The sequence below is a fragment of the Olivibacter sp. EAT-5 genome (assembly GCF_044784325.1).
Taxonomy (GTDB): Bacteria; Bacteroidota; Bacteroidia; order Sphingobacteriales; family Sphingobacteriaceae; genus Olivibacter; species Olivibacter oleidegradans.
This window is the reverse complement of sequence record NZ_CP173028.1, coordinates 1,436,408-1,455,820: the sequence shown is the minus strand read 5'-3', so window position 1 is coordinate 1,455,820 and position 19,413 is coordinate 1,436,408. Positions and strand designations below refer to the sequence as shown.

At 41.3% G+C, this 19,413-nt stretch carries 14 protein-coding genes; 10 read left to right on the top strand and 4 right to left on the bottom strand.

All coding sequences use genetic code 11. The features are described from left to right. Positions 1-8: 8 nt before the first annotated feature. Positions 9-1,067, bottom strand: coding sequence for an A/G-specific adenine glycosylase (gene mutY, locus ACH11B_RS05860; RefSeq protein ID WP_130854753.1), 1,059 nt, complete (start codon positions 1,065-1,067; stop codon positions 9-11). Between the two features lie 688 nt (positions 1,068-1,755). Here mutY and ACH11B_RS05855 point away from each other — a divergent pair. The 7 genes from ACH11B_RS05855 (at position 1,756) to ACH11B_RS05825 (ending at position 12,743) form a co-directional block, all read left to right on the top strand. Next, the gene (locus tag ACH11B_RS05855; RefSeq protein ID WP_013664426.1) at positions 1,756-2,040 is read left to right on the top strand and encodes an HU family DNA-binding protein; all 285 of its coding nucleotides are present in this window, start codon (positions 1,756-1,758) and stop codon (positions 2,038-2,040) included. Positions 2,041-2,068: 28 nt separating this feature from the next. Further along, complete coding sequence (locus tag ACH11B_RS05850; protein ID WP_130854754.1) at positions 2,069-2,911, top strand: tetratricopeptide repeat protein; 843 nt, start codon at positions 2,069-2,071, stop codon at positions 2,909-2,911. A gap of 349 nt (positions 2,912-3,260) precedes the next feature. Next, positions 3,261-4,814, top strand: coding sequence for an Rne/Rng family ribonuclease (locus tag ACH11B_RS05845; protein WP_013664424.1), 1,554 nt, complete (start codon positions 3,261-3,263; stop codon positions 4,812-4,814). A gap of 205 nt (positions 4,815-5,019) precedes the next feature. Continuing rightward, complete coding sequence (gene radA / locus ACH11B_RS05840; RefSeq protein WP_377610012.1) at positions 5,020-6,405, top strand: DNA repair protein RadA; 1,386 nt, start codon at positions 5,020-5,022, stop codon at positions 6,403-6,405. A 54-nt stretch (positions 6,406-6,459) separates the two neighbouring features. Beyond that, complete coding sequence (locus ACH11B_RS05835; protein ID WP_013664422.1) at positions 6,460-6,876, top strand: hypothetical protein; 417 nt, start codon at positions 6,460-6,462, stop codon at positions 6,874-6,876. Positions 6,877-6,997: 121 nt separating this feature from the next. Next, positions 6,998-8,140, top strand: a complete 1,143-nt coding sequence (locus ACH11B_RS05830) for an efflux RND transporter periplasmic adaptor subunit (protein WP_013664421.1) — start codon at positions 6,998-7,000, stop codon at positions 8,138-8,140. Positions 8,141-8,168: 28 nt separating this feature from the next. Continuing rightward, complete coding sequence (locus tag ACH11B_RS05825; RefSeq protein ID WP_377610009.1) at positions 8,169-12,743, top strand: efflux RND transporter permease subunit; 4,575 nt, start codon at positions 8,169-8,171, stop codon at positions 12,741-12,743. Positions 12,744-12,847: 104 nt separating this feature from the next. On the opposite strand, the gene carB is transcribed toward ACH11B_RS05825, so the two are convergent. After that, positions 12,848-15,664, bottom strand: coding sequence for a carbamoyl-phosphate synthase large subunit (gene carB / locus ACH11B_RS05820; RefSeq protein WP_377610006.1), 2,817 nt, complete (start codon positions 15,662-15,664; stop codon positions 12,848-12,850). Positions 15,665-15,950: 286 nt separating this feature from the next. Between carB and ACH11B_RS05815 the strand changes: the two genes are divergently transcribed. The 3 genes from ACH11B_RS05815 to ACH11B_RS05805 all read left to right on the top strand — a co-directional run bounded on the left by ACH11B_RS05815 (position 15,951) and on the right by ACH11B_RS05805 (position 17,245). Beyond that, positions 15,951-16,160, top strand: coding sequence for a DUF2281 domain-containing protein (locus ACH11B_RS05815; RefSeq protein ID WP_130854758.1), 210 nt, complete (start codon positions 15,951-15,953; stop codon positions 16,158-16,160). Further along, a complete protein-coding gene (locus ACH11B_RS05810) occupies positions 16,157-16,450 on the top strand; it encodes a type II toxin-antitoxin system RelE/ParE family toxin (RefSeq protein ID WP_354004796.1) in 294 nt (97 codons plus the stop codon). The genes ACH11B_RS05815 and ACH11B_RS05810 overlap by 4 nt, the downstream gene beginning before the upstream one ends. Positions 16,451-16,705: 255 nt before the next feature. After that, entirely contained in the window at positions 16,706-17,245 is a 540-nt protein-coding gene (locus ACH11B_RS05805; RefSeq protein WP_377610003.1) for an AAA family ATPase, read from the top strand. Here the strand turns inward: ACH11B_RS05805 and ACH11B_RS05800 are convergent. Together ACH11B_RS05800 and ACH11B_RS05795 are read right to left on the bottom strand one after the other, a co-directional pair. Beyond that, positions 17,242-18,291 (bottom strand): TerC family protein, encoded by a 1,050-nt coding sequence (locus tag ACH11B_RS05800; protein ID WP_013664415.1) that lies wholly within the window; start codon positions 18,289-18,291, stop codon positions 17,242-17,244. The two genes, ACH11B_RS05805 and ACH11B_RS05800, sit on opposite strands and share 4 nt — an antisense overlap. 2 nt (positions 18,292-18,293) lie before the next feature. Beyond that, complete coding sequence (locus ACH11B_RS05795; RefSeq protein WP_013664414.1) at positions 18,294-19,265, bottom strand: polyprenyl synthetase family protein; 972 nt, start codon at positions 19,263-19,265, stop codon at positions 18,294-18,296. Positions 19,266-19,413 lie beyond the last annotated feature (148 nt).

Sequence of the window (19,413 nt, the reverse complement as noted above, 5' to 3'; positions counted from 1 at the left end):
TATAAGTGTTAGTTGTTGCAAATAATATGGTCTCTTAAAAATGTGAAAATTAATTTAGGTTTAGCTAATGTATCTAAATCTTTTATAAAAACATAATTCCAGACCTTTTTTTTCGTCTTCAAGTGATTGAAATTTTTAATCTCTATGAAGGAAGCGTAAATATTCTGATGACTAAGCACATGTTTCTTTGGCGTGCTGATTACTTCTAATTCGCAGTCGCTGCCAAACAACTGTCGGAAAATCGAGGTTTCCTTCAATTGTACCAAATCTATCGCTATAGGATATTCTATTAATGGAAACTCATACATGTTCTCCCAAATATCTTTTGATCCTCGTTTTTGCATGGCAATCTTATCCTGATCTCTTACTATGAAATAGTAAAAGTATCTGTCTCGTGATGCTTTTCCTTTTATTTTAACAGGTAAGAAATTTACTTTGTTTTCACGCAAGGCATAACAACCGATGCTAATAGGGCAAACAGCACAGTTAGGCGACTGGGGTTTGCATTGGAGCGCCCCGAATTCCATGATCGCTTGGTTATAAACAGAAGCGTTGGCCTTGTCGAGCATCTCTTCTGCGATTTTGCTGAACAGCTTTTTCCCTTTTCCTGTATTAATCGCTTCACTTATACCAAAGTATCTTGCCAATACACGGAATACATTTCCGTCTAAAACAGCCTTTGGTTCATTAGAAGAAAAGGAAGCAATTGCGGCGGCAGTATATTCGCCAATGCCAGGTAATTTTATTAGGGAGTTATATTCTTTTGGAAAAATGCCGTCATATTGTTGCATGATTGTTTGAGCGGCTTTATGCATATTTCTTGCTCTAGAGTAATATCCTAGGCCTTGCCACAATCGCAGGATCTCACCTTCAGCTGCTTCAGCAAAGTCGCGAACCGTAGGATAGGCTGCAACAAAGCGGTTAAAGTAAGGAAGCCCTTGTTCCACACGTGTTTGTTGAAGGATGATTTCCGAAAGCCAGATAATATAAGGGTCCGTGGTATTACGCCAAGGAAGATCTCGTTTATTTTGATGATACCACTGAATAATCTCTTGTGAAAATAACATGAGGCAAAGGTAGTAAATAGGTTTTAGGCATAAGGTATTAGGTTTTAGGTGTAAGGTATTAGGCATTAGGTATTAGGCATTAGAATGTCAAAGTTAACGGCTAACCACTAATCAGCTAACACCTAAAGGCTAACAGCTAGTTTTAAGTATTAAGTTGTAAGTAATAGGTATGACCCAGGTATTAGGCATTAGGGTTTAGGGTATAAGGTAGGAGGTGTAAGGTATTAGGCATTAGGCATTAGGGGTTAGAACGTCAAAGCGAACTGCTAACCACTAATCAGCTAACACCTAAAGGCTAACAGCTAGTTTTAAGTATTAAGTTGTAAGTAATAGGTATTGCTCAAGGTATTAGGCATTAGGGTTTAGGGTATAAGGTAGGAGGTGTAAGGTATTAGGCATTAGGTTTTAGGGGTTAGAACGTCAAAGCGAACTGCTAACCACTAATCCCTAACAGCTGACACCTAAAGGCTAACAGCTAACCCCTAAAGGCTAACCGCTACCACCTAACCGCTAATACCTTATAAATTAGCCGTATAGTTTAATTTTTTACCTTAAAGGCTTCGCTGACAGATATTTTACATAAAAATTAACGTTTTATTTTTGTAAATCATTTAAAAGCAATACTTTTGCATCCCCAAATCGATTGATCGGGTGGTAGTTAAAGAACAAACAATTAGAAGAATATAACATGACTAAAGCAGAAATTATCGCAGAGATTTCTAACAAGACAGGTTTAGAAAAAGTAGATGTACAGGAAACTGTTGAAGCATTTTTCAAAGTAGTAAAAGGAGCTATGGTGGGTGGCGAGAATGTTTACGTTAGAGGATTCGGTAGCTTCGTTGTAAAAAAGAGAGCTAAAAAAACTGCTCGTAACATTTCAAAAAACACAGCTATTATTATTCCGGAACACTTCGTTCCTAGCTTTAAACCAGCAAAAGTTTTTGTTGAGAAAGTAAAAAACGGCAATAAATAATCTGCTTTATTCGGATATATTAATAATCATGCATAAAACGAAACAAATAATAGTCATTGCGCTTGTAGTAGTACTGATGGGAGTATTGATGGCGCAACCTATTAAGGGTTTGGTTAAGCGTGATAAAGCCGAACAAGAACAGCAAACAAATACAAGTACGGAGACCGAAGCTATCAATCTAGCTTCGGTCTCCAGTGTTGCAAAGCAAGGGCTGAATGCCTCTTTGGTAAAAGAGATTACCGATCTCGAAGCGGCTTTGTCGGCCAGTAGTGGAGAAGAGCGCATAAATTTATTAAAGAAATTAGCAGGTCATTGGGACGATCTTGCAAAACCTGCTCCCTTGGGTTTCTCATACGAGGAAATCGGTAAATTAGAATCTACATACGATAATTGGTTAAAAGCCGGAGATGCCTTTACGGCTGCTTATGAAAATTTGCAGGATACACTTGTTGCTCCTGCATTAATAGAACACGCACAGCAGGCTTATCAAAAGGCGCTAGATTTAAATCCTAAAAGCTTAGACGCTAAAACCGGTTTGGGAACTGCCATTGTAAATAAAGGCGGGGCGCCTATGCAAGGTATTGCAATGTTAATGGAGGTTGTTAAAGAGGATCCTCAAAACCTAAAAGCAAATATGAGCTTAGGGATGTTCTCTATGCGCTCTCGTCAGTTTGATAAAGCCGTGAATCGATTTAAAACGGTAATTGAAATTCAACCAAGTGCTGAAGCCTGGTTTTACCTGGCTACAAGTTATGAAAATATTGGCTTGAAGGCCGAAGCTATCAAAGCTTTTCAACAAAGCAAAGCTATAGCGGCGGATCCAAGCTTATCGCAGTTCATAGACCGTAAGGTTGATGAATTGAGCAAGTAATTAAAATAATTTATTAAAACATTTAAAAAATTAAGCTATGCCAAGCGGAAAAAAAAGAAAAAGACATAAAATGGCTACTCATAAACGTAAGAAACGTTTAAGAAAAAACAGACATAAGAAAAAATAAGCGCATCTAGGCGTGCCAGTATTCGGTAGCCTGCATCTCAAGACCTGAGGTGCAGGCTATTGTGATTGTTGGCTTTTTTTTTCATTCGTAGACGGGAATATCGTTTATGTAATGTCTGTTTTTTTATTGAACAATCTTATGGTTTAACCGAAAGAATAAGGGTTTACCACCTGGATAGCTATCCATCACGCCCTTTGTATTCTTTCTAAAAGAAAGTAGCTGTTGGTAAAGGAATTAATAGTAGATTCTTCCCCGGAAACGGGGACAACTATTGCTTTACTACAGGATAAACAGCTTGTTGAGTTAAATAAAGAACAGGTAAATAATAATTATGCTGTTGGCGACATCTATTTGGGCAGAATAAAGAAAATAATGCCCGGGTTGAATGCTGCTTTTGTAGATGTAGGCTACTCGAAGGATGCTTTTTTGCATTATTTGGATCTAGGGCCACAGGTACAGTCACTCATTAAGCTTACCAAGCTAGTAAAGAATGGCAGCTATAAAGATAAGCTGCTCAATAGTTTAAAACTAGAAAAGGATATCAATAAAGCAGGCAAAATTTCTGAGATCCTAAGTCGTAACATGTTGTTGCCGGTACAGATTGCAAAAGAGCCAATCTCAACCAAAGGGCCGCGTTTAAGTTCCGATTTATCCATCGCAGGAAGGTTTGTCGTTTTGGTACCTTTTTCTGACGCGGTTTCGATTTCGAAAAAAATTAAAAGTAACACCGAGCGAAACCGACTTAAAAAGATTGTTGAGGGAATCAAACCTCAGAATTTTGGCGTTATTATCCGTACCGTTTCGGAAGGAAAAGGAGTTGCTGAATTGGAGAAAGACCTCCGGGATTTAATCACCAAGTGGGAATCCTTCACGAAACGTCTTGCTTCTACTGATCCTGCGAAAAAAATATTGGGTGAAATGGATCGGACATCCACCATTTTGCGCGATATATTAACAGACGAGTTTTCTCATATCTATATCAATGATCCGATTATTTACGAGGAGACGAAGTCTTACATTCAGGAGATTTCTCCTGATTTGGAAAAGATAGTAAAGCTGTACAAACACAAGGATCCGATCTTTGAACACTTCGGTATAGAGAAACAGATTAAAGCCGCATTTGGTAAAATTGTTAATCTGCAGGGAGGGGCTTATTTGGTTATCGAACATACGGAAGCACTGCATGTTATTGACGTGAATAGCGGAAACCGAACGGCCAACAAAGAGAATCAGGAGGACAATGCCCTCTTGGTGAATAAGGAGGCCGCCAAAGAAATAGCCCGTCAGCTTCGTCTACGTGATATGGGAGGAATCGTGGTTGTCGATTTTATCGATATGCACAAGCCAACCAACAGGAAGGAGTTGCACGACTATTTAAAGGAATGTATGGGCAACGATCGCGCTAAACATACTATTCTCCCGCCAAGTAAATTTGGATTGGTGCAGATTACAAGGCAACGTGTTCGTCCTGAAATGACAGTGGTTACTAATGAGAAATGTCCGGCCTGTGGAGGTACCGGCGAAATTCGAGCCAGTATCGTATTAATGGATGATATTGAGAGTAATTTAAGTTATGTTTTAAACGAACAAAACGAGAAGAATATTACGCTCTGCGTTCACCCATATATTGAAGCCTTCATTAAGAAAGGCTTTATGTCCAGACGCTTGAAATGGTTTTTCCGGTACGGTAAATGGATCAAAGTAAAGGCTATTTCGTCTTACTTTATGAATGAATTCCACTTCTTAAACGCCAAAGAAGAAGAAATAAAACTATAAAGAAAAAGCCTTGCTGATTAGCAAGGCTTTTTCTTTATAGTTTTCAGCCGTCGGCTATCGGCTTCCAGCTAAATAATAAATATAAAGTTGACGGCTGAATGCTGATAGCCGAAAGCTAATAGCTATCTTTAATCCCTGCATTCGGTTTAATTGATTATTAACAAAAATAAAGCTGATAGCTAAAGCTGCCAGCTCACAGCTAAATATGGCAAAAGCGAAAACAGTATATTTCTGTCAAAATTGTGGATACGAATCGGCTAAATGGCTTGGTAAATGTCCTTCCTGCAATCAATGGAATACTTTTGTAGAAGAACTGGTTGAAAAGGGTGGGAATAAAGTGCCTGACTGGAGAAGTGGCAGCGTTGTGTCGGGGGAAAGAAAACCCAATAAAGCCGCTGTTATTCATGAGATCAACTATGAGGAAGAGGCGAGACTGAAGACCCCTGACAATGAAATGAACCGGGTGCTAGGCGGTGGAGTTGTACCTGGATCATTGGTGTTAATAGGAGGGGAGCCGGGTATCGGTAAATCAACATTAATGCTGCAACTTGCTTTGACCATACCAAATATAAAGACATTATATGTATCAGGTGAGGAAAGCGAACAACAGATCAAAATGCGAGCAGAGAGGCTACTCCAATCCTCAAAGGCGGATTGCTATATTCTCACGGAAACCTCTACTCAAAATATATTTAAGCAGATTGCGTCTGTAGAACCACATTTAGTTATTATCGATTCCATCCAAACCTTACATTCTTCACAGATCGAATCGACGCCTGGCAGCGTGTCACAGGTAAGGGAATGCACGGCTGAACTATTGCGCTTTGCCAAGGAATCTTCCACGCCCGTATTTATTGTGGGCCATATTACTAAAGACGGTGCAATTGCGGGACCAAAAGTGCTCGAACATATGGTAGATACTGTTTTACAATTTGAAGGAGATCGGCATCATATGTATCGGATTCTGCGGGCCGTAAAGAACCGATTCGGTTCGTCTTCGGAGTTGGGGATATACGAAATGGTTCATAATGGATTAAGGGAGGTTTCCAACCCATCTGAGATTTTGCTTTCACAGCGTGAATTTCCTATAAGTGGCGTCACCATAGCCGCTATGCTCGAAGGGATACGGCCTATGCTAATCGAAGTACAGGCACTGGTGGGAAATTCTGCCTATGGTACACCTCAACGCTCGTCAACCGGATTTGATACGAGAAGAATGAACATGTTGCTGGCGGTTCTGGAAAAGCGATTTGGCTTCCGGTTGAGCACGCAGGACGTGTTCTTAAATATAGCTGGCGGATTGCGTGTGGAAGATCCGGCCATTGATCTTGCAGTAATTGTGGCCATTCTTTCTTCGCAGCAGGATATCGCCGTCCCTACGCATATTGCCTTTGCCGGCGAAGTAGGGCTTTCGGGTGAAATTCGAGCAGTAAATCGAATCGAACAGCGAATCGCTGAAGCAGAAAAGCTTGGCTTTGAAGAGATTTATATATCAAAATACAACAACAAAGGCTTAGATACTTCAAAATATAACATTAAAATTAACTGGATGGCTAAAGTAGAAGAGATTTTTCAGGCAATATTTGGCTAGCCTACAAGATTTTTACACAATATTTTGAGTGTAAATTTTACACATGAGTTAAAAATGCTATTTTTGCTTGGGATGACTCTTTTTAAGATAATAAATATTATTGTTTTGTTGGGTTTCGTAAATACGATTACGTATTTTCCTACCTATGTGAACGATAATTTTTTTTATCAGAAGCAAGCTTTTCATGACAAGAAGCTACAGGATTTTGATGGCGACACCCTATTGGAATGTTTCTTTGACGATGTCCTCGATATACCTATGTCAGGAAAGGATGTAAGTCCGACCATTTTTTACAAAAACTACAATTTTTTAACCATTATAATATCCATATCGATTAAGATCTTGGATAGCTTTATTTTAGCGATCAAGCCGATTATAACTTCGCTGGTCAGTAGTGAAAATTACTTTGTATCAAAAGTTACCCCTTTATTAGGCTATTATATATTCTTATTTAGGCTGAAACCCTTTTAGCCCTGTTGTACCCATATCTATAGAAAATTAAATCAGGAGCCAAAATATAGGTATCCTGCCATTGCCTTTTTAGGCACGAACAACAGTCAACTAAAACAAAATACATCCTTAGAATATATTAATGAACAGATTTTATATAGGTTTATACGGTGTTGCTTTATCCGCTGCTATAGCATGCACATCAAGTAAAGGAAATAGTGATCAATCAGAAGAAAAGCGTTCGGTACCCTATACGCAACTAAAGGCCGTGGATACGATGTTATATACCGATTACGTTGCTGATATACAAGCGGTGCGAAACGTAGAGGTACGTTCCAAAATACAAGGCTTTTTAGATAAGATATTTGTCGATGAAGGGGCCTTGGTGCAAGCGGGGCAGATTTTATTTAAGATTAACGACGATGAGCAACGTGCGGATGTGTCCAAAGCACAAGCTCTTTTAAACAATGCAACCGCAGATGCGAAGACAGTGGCACTCGAACTGGAACGTGTTAAGACGTTGGTGAAGAAAAATATTATCACGAAGACAGACCTTGATGTCGCTCAAGCGCAATTAAAGGCAGCTGAGGCGAGAGTTCAGGAAGCTCGATCTGATTTACAACGGGCGCAGACACAATTGGGCTATACCAGTATCCGAGCTCCGTTCACGGGAAGGATCGATCGCATTCCACTCAAAGTGGGAAGTTTATTGAGTGAAGGAGCCTTATTGACCAGCGTTTCTGATTTGGATGAGGTATATGCTTATTTTACGATATCGGAAACGGAGTATCTACAGAATATAGCTAGGAAGTCACCGGAAAACAGTATATTATCTAAGGAAGTCAGACTTACATTAGCCGATGGACAGCACTATCCTCATATGGGAAAAATAGAGCTTGCCGAATCCGAGTTTGAAGAGCAAACGGGCACCATTTCACTTAGAGCTAGATTTCCCAACCCGGATAGGATATTAAAACATGGTGCCACCGGAAAAATACAGTTGCCGACAAAAATCACCGAATCTATCATTGTTCCTCAAAAATCGGTCTTTGAGATCCAAGATCGCGCCTATGTCTATGTGCTGGATACAGCGAATACAGTCAAAATGACAAATATTGAGCTAGGAACACGTTTTGGCCATTTTTATTTAATTCGCTCAGGACTTAAAGCCGGACAAAAAATTGTGTTCGAAGGTACGCAAAGCCTTACGGATGGTGTGGCTATCGAACCTCGTGAAGTTTCACTCGATAGCCTATTACACAGTCCGAGTCAAGGATTACAATAAATTATTTTGTTGCTTTAAGATACGTATCATGTTTGAAATTTTCATAAAACGACCGGTGCTATCACTGGTCATATCACTATTTATTACATTACTCGGGCTCCTATCGCTCTTTACGCTACCCGTTACGCAGTTCCCTGACATTGTGCCACCATCCGTCGTGGTAAATGCCAATTATACCGGAGCTAACGCGGAAGTAAGTACGAATGCCGTTGCTATCCCTTTAGAAAAAGCCATAAATGGCGTTCCTGGGATGACCTATATGTCTTCGGTTTCTACCAATAATGGTAATACTCTTATACAAGTGTATTTTGAGGTGGGAACAGATCCGGATATTGCTGCCGTAAACGTGCAAAATCGCGTAACCACCGTTTTAGACGAATTGCCGGAAGAAGTTATCAAAGCCGGGGTTACCACCGAAAAGGAAGTAAACAGTATGTTGATGTATCTCAACATCTACAGCGATGACGAAACGGCGGATGAGCGATTTATATACAACTTTACGGATATCAATATCTTAAAAGAATTGAAGCGTATCCAGGGAGTGGGGCGGGCCGAAATTATGGGCTTTAAAGATTATGCGATGCGGGTTTGGTTGAAGCCGGATCGACTCACTGCTTATCGCGTCTCAAGTGAAGATGTTATTAAAGCCATTCGGGCACAGAACGTGGAAGCAGCGCCCGGGCAAACCGGAATCGGGTCGGATAAGAGTGTTAACATGCAGCAGTATGTACTCCGCTACCCCGGTAAATTTGATCGCCCCGAACAGTACGAGAATATTCCACTACGCGCAAATCCGGACGGTTCGATTTTGCGTTTGAGAGATGTGGCAGATGTTGAATTTGGGTCTTTGGAATATGAGATGGCGTCCAAAGCTGATGGCCGTCCGTCAGCCTCTATCATGATTAAACAATTGCCGGGTTCCAACGCCAGCGAAGTTATTGATGCCATTAAGGCTAAAATGGAGGAACTTAAGGGCACTACCTTTCCTCCGGGTATGAAGTACGCGATGGGTTACGATGTGTCGCGATTCTTAGACGCTTCTATCAATGAAGTACTGCATACGCTTGTGGAAGCCTTTATTTTGGTGTTTTTGGTCGTGTTTATTTTTCTACAGGATTTTCGATCCACTTTGGTGCCGGCACTGGCTGTTCCGGTCTGTTTGATCGGAGCCTTATTCTGTATGCAAATGCTCGGATTTTCGATCAACTTATTAACCCTCTTTGCACTCGTGTTGGCGATTGGTATCGTGGTGGATAACGCCATTGTGGTGGTGGAGGCTGTGTATGTAAAAATGGAAGAAGAGCACATGCAACCCATGGAGGCGACGTTGGCGGCCATGAGGGAAATCAGCGGGGCAATTATTGCGATTACGTTGGTGATGTCTGCCGTATTTGTACCGGTGGCATTCCTCTCCGGCCCGGTAGGTGTTTTTTATCGACAGTTTTCTTTAACGCTGGCCGGATCTATTCTTATTTCAGGAATCAATGCGCTTACCTTAACACCGGCCCTTTGCGCTATCATTTTAAGATCGCCACACGATCGGCCTGAACCTAGAGGGGCCTTGGCAACCTTCTTTAGGAAATTTAATAGCGTCTATAACAGCATATCCGGAAGGTATGCCGGTCTTATCAGTCGTATCGCCGGTAGGCGCGTCATAACGCTGGTTATATTAGTAGTTTCATTCATAGCCACTTGGGGTATTTCCTCTGTTCTACCTTCCGGATTTATACCTACGGAAGATCAGGGAATGATTTACGTGAACGTTACGACGCCGCCAGGTGCAACCGTTCAGCGAACGGAGGCCGTATTGGATGAAGTAGATGCTATTGCTCGGCAAATGGAATCCGTCGAAAGTGTTTCGACGCTTGCCGGTTACAGTTTGGTAAATGAAGTTACCGGTGCTTCTTATGGGATGGGGATGATTAACCTCAAACGTTGGGAAGAGCGGAAGGAATCGGTTAGTGATATGGTAGAGCGCATGAAGAAAGAAACTGCTAAGATAACCGATGCGGAGATCGAATTTTTCCCACCGCCAACCGTCCCCGGCTTCGGTAACTCAAGCGGTTTTGAGCTACGGGTGCTAGATCGAAGCGGCAGTGATGATCTGGGCAAGTTGTCTGATGTGTTGAACACTTTTATGGACAACCTGAAGAAGGCTCCCGAGGTGGGTAGTGCGTTTACCAGTTTTGATCCCAATTTCCCTCAATATATGATTAACGTCGATTATGATGTAGCGGCTAAAAAGGGGATAAGTGTGGAGAACGCGATGTCAACCTTACAAACACTGATGGGCAGCTTCTATACCTCCAACTTTATCAAGTTTGGGCAAATGTATAAAGTAATGGTACAGGCAGGCCCGGGTTATCGGGAAAAGCCTGAAGATGTTTTGCGGTTGTTCCTTAAAAATGAAGCGGGAGAAATGGTGCCCTTTTCTAGTTTCATAAAAATGGAACGGATATACGGACCGGAGCAGCTAACCCGTTATAACATGTTTACCTCGGCCATGATCAATGGGGATGCAGCGCCCGGATATAGTAGCGGTGACGTAATTGCAGCGGTTGAACGCGTTGCTGCCGAAAGCTTACCGCGTGGATTTGAGATCGAATGGTCGGGTATGACACGCGAGCAGATCCTGTCCGGAAATCAAGCAATCTACGTGTTCGCTTTGTGTTTATTATTTGTTTATCTACTGTTATGTGCTCAATATGAAAGTTTCTTACTGCCCTTACCGGTTATTTTAAGTTTGCCGGCAGGGGTCTTCGGTGCTTTCCTATTTTTGAAGTTGCTTGGATTGGAGAACAATATCTATGCACAAGTTGCCTTAATTATGTTGATCGGTTTGTTAGGTAAGAATGCGATACTTATTATTGAGTATGCGATTTTGAAGCATAAGCAGGGCGCATCAATCTTAAATGCGGCTATCGAGGGATCTGTTGCGCGCTTACGTCCTATTTTAATGACCTCATTTGCCTTCGTAGCAGGATTAATTCCGTTGGCGATGGCTTCCGGGGCAGGGGCTTTGGGAAATAGATCAATCGGTACAACGGCAATCGGAGGGATGATTATAGGTACATTGGCCGGTGTTATTGTCATTCCCGGGCTATATGTGCTATTTGCTTCCATGAAAAAACAGAAAAAGGCTAAGAAAGTAAGTGGTATTGCAGTAGCTGTACTGGGTATTTTATTGCTTTCATCCTGTGGAGTGCAGAAGGAAACGGAGTTAACCCATCGAAAAGTTCCGGCACACTACCTCGGAAAAAATCAGACCGATACGCTCGCTAATGATAGCACCTCCATGGCAACCATCTCTTGGAGAACTTTTTTTCAAGATGAGTATTTGCTAAGGCTCATCGATACGGCTTTAGCCAATAATCCGGACATGCAGCAAGCTCTCTATCGCGTTGAAATGGCACGTGCCAATATGCGTTTGCGTAAAAATGCCTTATTCCCTTCCATCGATGCGGTTGCGGAGGCGGGACTTCGCAAATATGGATTTTATACCATGGACGGAATCGGTAACTACGACACCAATTTCTCTAATAATTTGAAAGATGACGAACGAGTGCCAGACCCCGTGCCGGACTATTTTCTAGGTTTACGTGCCTCTTGGGAAATCGATATATGGGGCAAGCTGAAGAACCGAAAGAAAGCTGCTTTTGCTCGTTTCCTAGCATCTTATGAAGGGAGAAAATTAGTACAAACGCAGCTAATAGCAGAAATCGCCGCTGCTTACTTCGAACTGTTGGCCTTGGATAATGAATTGGATATCCTCGAGAAGAATATTGCCTTACAACAAGAATCGTACGAGTTGGTGCAGGTGCAAAAAGAAGGTGGCCGGGCAACAGAATTAGGTGTGCAGCAGATGAGAGCCATTTTGATGAACTCAAAGAGTAGAAAAGAGACCGTTTTGCAACAGATAAATTCGAAGGAAAATTATTTGAATTTCTTATGCGGGCGCTTTTCTTCACCAATTGAGCGCAAGCGGGAGGAGTTAGATGCTTATCCTTTAGCAAGTGCTGTTCGGGTGGGACTTCCGGCAAAAATGTTAGCCTTGCGTCCGGACATACGGGCGGCAGAATTGAATTTACTAGCTGCGAAAGGAGATGTTAAAGCCGCCCGTGCAGCGTTTTTACCGTCGCTCAACTTTTCTCCTTATTTCGGATTTCAGGCATTTGATTTGTCTAAGCTATTTGTTACCTCGCCAAGTTCAATTGCGTATGGGTTGCTTGGAGGGTTAACGGCACCTATATTTAATCAACGCATGATTCGCTCTAATTATGAACAGGAATTAGCAAATAAAGGTATCGAGTATCAGGAGTATGAGAAAACAGTGCTAAAGGCTTGGCAAGAAGTTGAAACAGAGATCAATGCGCAGAGACATCTGATAGCAAGGCGATCCTTTAACCAACATGAAGTAGATGCTCTCCGTTTGGCTGTTGACGCTTCTTCTGAATTGTTTAAAGCAGGGAGAGCAAACTATTTGGATGTTATTACCTCACAACGAAATGTACTGGATGCAGAAATCACTTTGAATAGTACCTATTTGGAATACCTCCAGTCAATTGTTAATTTATACAAAGCTTTAGGGGGTGGGTGGCAATGATTTTAGCTATCAGCTGATAGCTTTTAGGAGTTAGCTAACAGCTAAAACCTCAGCGCTAATCGCTAAATAAAAAGAAAACCCCGGCAATCGCCGGGGTTTTCTTTTTATTTGCTTAAATACATCGATTTCTCGGCGTATAGATGTCTGAAATAAGGGTCGTCCAGGTCTTTGATAAAGCGAATCGCTTCACCGGTAGAGCGCATTTCGGGCCCCAGCTGTTTATCAACATCCGGAAATTTATCAAAGGAGAATACAGGCTCCTTAATCGCATAACCTTCCAGTTTTCGCTCAATTTTGAAATCGCTTAGCTTATTTTTTCCAAGCATTACTTTGGTAGCGATATTGATATAAGGAACGTCATAAGCTTTGGCTATAAAAGGAACAGTACGTGAAGCCCTTGGATTGGCTTCAATTACATACACCTTACCGTCTTTTATGGCAAACTGAATATTCAGCAAGCCCTTTACGTTTAACGCCTTTGCAATTTTTCTTGAATATTCATCCATTTTCTCCTGAACAGCTGTTGACAAGCTAAAGGGAGGCAATACAGCACTTGAATCGCCGGAGTGGATGCCTGCCGGTTCGATATGCTCCATCATACCGATGATATGCACTTCTTCGCCGTCGCAGATGGAATCGGATTCCGCTTCTTCTGCGCGATCAAGGAAATGGTCGATCAGTACCCTGTTTCCAGGCATATTTTTCATGATTTTGATAACCGCTTCTTCCAGCTCCTCATCATTAATCACAATACTCATTCCCTGCCCGCCAAGTACATAACTTGGCCGTACTAACACAGGATAGCCCACTTCGTTGGCAACTTTAAGTGCCTCCTCTGCGTTTTCAGCTACTCCATATTTAGGATACGGAATATCCAATTCCTTCAGTAAGTCAGAAAAACGTCCACGGTCTTCCGCTAAGTCCATATCTTCAAAAGAAGTCCCGATAATGCGGATTCCTGTTTCCTTTAGCTTTTCGGCCATCTTCAGCGCTGTTTGGCCACCAAGCTGCACGATGACACCCTCTGGCTTTTCTAAATCGATAATTTCCCGAACATGCTCCCAGAAGACAGGTTCAAAATAAAGCTTGTCGGCCATATTGAAGTCTGTTGATACCGTTTCCGGGTTACAGTTCACCATGATAGCCTCGTATCCCGCCTCTTTGGAAGCCAATAAGCCATGCACACAAGAGTAATCGAATTCAATCCCTTGTCCTATTCGATTTGGCCCTGAACCCAGTACGATAATTTTCTTTTTATCGCTCGGGATAGACTCATTCTCTTCTTCAAAGGTAGAGTAATAGTAAGGTGTGGCAGCTTGAAATTCGGCAGCACAGGTATCCACCATTTTATAAACACGCTTAATACCTAGCTCTCTCCGCCGGTTGTAAACATCATCTTCACTTACATTGCCCAATAACCAAGCGATTTGCCCGTCAGAGAATCCTTTTTGCTTCAATGTTAAAAAGAAATCTTTCGGTATATTAGATAACGAATAACGTTTTAGTTCCGTTTCCAGTTCAACAAGTTCCTGGATTTGAACCAAGAACCATTTGTCGATATGCGTAGCTTTTCTAATAGACTCCAAAGGAACGCCCATCTCAAAGGCATCCTTAATATGGAAGAGACGGCCGCTGCTTGGATGCTCCAAGCTATGCATAATTTCTTCTAAGTTACGTAGCTGTCTACCATCGGCACCTAACCCTAAACGGTTGGTTTCCAAACTTTGACATGCCTTTTGTAAGGCCTCAATAAAGGTGCGACCAATGGCCATTACTTCACCTACCGATTTCATTTGCAATCCTAGTTCCCGGTTGGCCCCTTTGAACTTCGCAAAGTTCCAACGCGGTGATTTTACGATTACGTAGTCTAAAGTAGGTTCAAAATAGGCAGATGTCGTTTTCGTGATCTGGTTTTCCAGCTCATCCAAATTATATCCGATAGCTAATTTGGCTGCAATTTTCGCAATTGGATAACCGGTAGCTTTTGAAGCCAAAGCCGACGAACGCGAAACGCGTGGGTTAATTTCAATCGCTATGATGTCCTCATTTTCGGGGTTAACAGAGAACTGTACATTACATCCACCGGCAAAATTACCGATCGCACGCATCATCTTAATTGCTTGATTGCGCATCTCCTGATAGCAAGTATCACTCAATGTCATCGCGGGAGCTACCGTTATGGAGTCGCCCGTATGGATACCCATTGGATCAAAATTCTCAATAGAACAAATAATGATGACATTATCTTTATTGTCGCGCAGGAGCTCCAACTCGTATTCCTTCCATCCTAAAACCGCTTGTTCTACCAGCACTTCATGTGTAGGGGAGGCTTGGAGCCCACGGCTAAGAGCCGCTTCAAAATCTTCTTTTTTATGCACAAACCCTCCGCCGGTTCCGCCCAAGGTATAGCTGGGACGAATCACCAAAGGAAAGCCGATTTGTTGGGCCGCTTCTTTACCTTCGAGGAAGGAGTTGGCAATTTTTGATTTTGCTACGCCGACACCAATTTCAATCATTAGCTGACGGAAGGCTTCTCGATTTTCTGTTTTTTCAATGGCTGCAACATCTACACCAATTACTTGTACACCATATTTTTCCCAGATACCGCGGTTGGAAGCTTCGATACATAGATTAAGCGCTGTTTGCCCGCCCATGGTGGGTAGCACGGCATCAATCTGACGTTCCTGAAGGATTTTTTCAATACTGTCAACGGTAAGGGGTAATAGGTAAACGTGGTCTGCGATGACCTTATCGGTCATGATCGTTGCGGGGTTCGAATTAATAATGGAAACTTCAATACCTTCCTCTTTCAATGAAAGAGCTGCTTGAGAACCCGAATAGTCAAACTCACAGGCCTGTCCGATAATAATTGGGCCCGAACCGATAATCAGCACCGAGCGAATGGAGGTGTTTTTTGGCATTTTATATGTTCAAAAGTATTAGTTATCAAAAAGAACGTTTGATAAAACAGTTTGGGAAGCTCTATGATTGTGAAGATTATTCCGACTGCTTTGTCGGAGTGCAAAGATAGGACTTTTTTGGTTTATAATTTGAAAAAAATGTAAAAAATATAAAGGCTTTTTCTTTATCCTATTTTTTTAGAATCTATTCTTTTGCTTGATCATAAAAACCAAATCCAAGAGCGCATATGTGGCAACTTGTATTGCAAAGCATTTTTCGTTAAATTTGAATATTCAATTTTATATTATGACGAATCTTAGTATTACTGATAAGCTACAGCAGCTTCCGCAAGATATGCGGCAGGAGGCAGAAGATTTTATCGATTTCTTACTGGAGAAAGTTAGCCGAATCCCTGACCATGTAAAAGAAGGTGTTCAAAAAGGACAATTGGACGTGCAGGAAGGAAATTTAAAATCTCATGAAGAAGTAATGAATAAGTACAAAAGGTATTTATGAAATACACTGTTTATTGGACAGAAACTGCCGATAGCACCTTAGATTGTATCCTTCAAAATGTCGAGAATAAATTTGGGTTTACTTCTGCTAGAAAACTAATGAAGGAGGTTGAAAGACATGTAGAATTAATAAAAGAGAATCCCTTCCTATTTAGAATTTCTCATCTTGAAAATGTAAGGAAGTGTGTAATATCGAAGCAAACGTCCTTATTTTATGAAATAAGACCTAATAATCATATATACCTCTTATATTATTGGGATAATAGACAAGAACCATTTATCGTTGATTAGTCTTTAATATTACGCAGCAATTGCTTTCCCAAATTGTACAAACCTCTTTATTAGAATGGTTTGCTGTTGTCGCAGCTTTCCTTTGTTTTGTTCCCTAATTTTCGATGACTAGAAAGGTGCTGCAAAATTGGTCAATGTGGGTTGTAGTGGATATTTTATTCCGCTTTTTGTTTATAAAAATTATACCTTAACCGCGTTATTATACGGAATTTTAGCATTTACAGCCTGGCAGGGCTATTTTGATTGGAAGCGTACATGGATGATAGTAAACAACTCATAAAAATTGCGGTAGTAGGTCCGGAATCTACCGGGAAATCGCAGATTTCGACCTATTTAGCCAAGCTATACGGTACCATTTGCGTACCGGAATATTCGAGAGAGTATTGTCGAAACCTGAACCGGGAATACACGCTGCAGGATGAATTGAATATTTTTTATGGTCAGATCGCTTTAGAGCGAAGCTTGGAACCGTTGGCCTTTAATCATTTATTGATTTGTGATACAACATTCTTGACAGTAAAGGTATGGTGCGATTACCTTTTTGGAGATACACCGGAGGAGGTGAAATCTGCACTAAAAAATCATTCCTATGATTTTTATTTATTAATGGATATCGATTTACCTTGGGAGGACGATCCGTTGCGGGATTTTCCTGAACCTGAACAGCGGCAGTACTTCCTACAAGTATGGAAAAATGAGCTGACAGAACTAAAGGCCAAATATCAACTGATATCCGGCCTTGGTGAAGAACGTTTTTTGAATGCCAAGAAAGCTGTTGACAGCTTTCTACTTTAAGCGTTATGCTCCTTTCTGGGAAATAAGAGTGAAGCGATCACACTGATAGCTAAAATCCCAATGATTATGTACAACGAATGTGCTGTGGTGAATCCCCACGCCTCCAACCAATGATGTCCCAGCATTTTTCCACCGATAAATATCAGCAGGAACGCAAGGCCTACTTTTAGATAATGGAACTTATGAATGATATTTACCAATAGGAAGAACATAGACCGTAATCCAAGAATGGCGAATATATTCGAAAAGAATACAATATAGGGATCTTTGGTAACAGCAAAGATAGCAGGGATGGAGTCGACCGCGAATATTAAATCGGTAAATTCAATAACCAATAAGACTAAAAAGAGCGGTGTAATAAATTTTTTCCCGTTTTCTCTGTGGAAAAAGTTGTGTCCGACAAATTCCGGGTAGACCGAAAAATAGCGGGATGCAAAACGGACAACTTTATGGTTTTTCGGGTCGATTTCCTCTTCTTCATTTCTATTTAGGTACATGGTAATTCCGGTATATACAAGGAAAACGCCAAATACATACAGGATCCACTCAAAGCGATTAATAAGGGAGGCGCCCAAAAATATAAACAAAAAGCGCAATAAGATTGCCCCAACAATTCCCCATACCAGCACGCGATGATAAAATTTGGGAGGAACGCCGAATGAGGTGAAAATTAATACCATTACAAAGATATTGTCAACGGAAAGTGCGTATTCAACGACATAACCGGTGAGATACTCAAGGGCTAGATTCTTCTTATATATTTCAAGGCTCGCGGCAAAATTTTCCGGTAACAGTTTAATATTGTGGAGATGTCGGCGCGTGACTTCCTGAAGATGGTCAAAATCTTGTATGTCATGTAGCTTATCGCCCCAGAACCGGAGAATTATATAAAAGCCTAAAGCAAACGCCACCCAAACACTACTCATAATCGCCGCTTCTTTAAAAGATACTTCATGATCTTTTTTATTGAAGAGCCCCAGATCAATAGCCAGCATCAGGATAATAAAAAGCAGAAAGCCAAAGAAAAACACTAATTCGTTCGCCATGGTTATTTATTTCTCTCAGTTGTAAATCGTACCAATTGTTCCAATCCCGTTTTATATTCGCTTTCGGGAAATGCTTCTAGTATGTTGAATGCCTCTGCTTGGTAGCTTAGCATTTTTTCCCGGGCATAGGCTAAGCCACCACTATTTCGTACAAATTCTATAACTTCCATTACTTTCTTTTGATCTTCGTTGTGATTTTTAACAAGATTAATGATCGTTCTCTTCTTTTCTTTGCTGGTATTGTTCAGTGCATAAATTAACGGTAGCGTAAGTTTTTTCTCCTTGATATCGATTCCGAGCGGTTTGCCCACATCATCAAAACCGAAGTCAAAAAGATCGTCTTTAATTTGAAAGGCAATACCAACCTTTTCCCCAAAGTCATGCATTTTGGTGACAAGTTCGCTTGGGGCATTGGTAGATGCCGCTCCACATGCACAACAGGAAGCAATTAACGATGCGGTTTTTTGCCGAATAACTTCAAAATAAACGCCTTCGTCAATATCAAGTCGGCGAGCTTTTTCCATTTGCAGTAATTCGCCCTCACTCATTTCGGTTACGGCCTCGTTTAAAATTCGAAGAAACTCAAAATCCTGGTTTTTTACGGATAAGGAAAGCCCTTTGCTTAAAAGAAAATCACCTACTAAAACCGCTATTTTGTTTTTCCAAAGTGCATTAACCGAAAAAAATCCTCTTCGCTGATACGAATTATCGACCACATCATCATGTACCAGCGTGGCTGTATGAACGAGTTCGACTAACGCAGCCCCTCGATGTGTAGACTCATTGATTCCGCCGCATGCGCCTGCCGCGAAAAAAACAAACATGGGCCGCATTTGTTTGCCTTTTCTCTTCACGATGTAATGCGTAATTCTATCAAGCAAGGGTACCGAGCTACGCATAGATTCTTTAAACTTTATTTCAAAATCATCGAGCTCGGTAGCTATCGGTTTCTTAATTTCCTCAAGTTTTAGCATGCATTTTTTTTTGTTAAGGTCGTCTAAAGGATTGTTTAGTCTGTCATATTGAGCTTTAATCGAACATCGCCACCCTTAGGCACCTTTCATTATTGGCCTTTCCAGAAACGTGACAAACATAGTGAAAAATCGCTAGATTTATGTGATG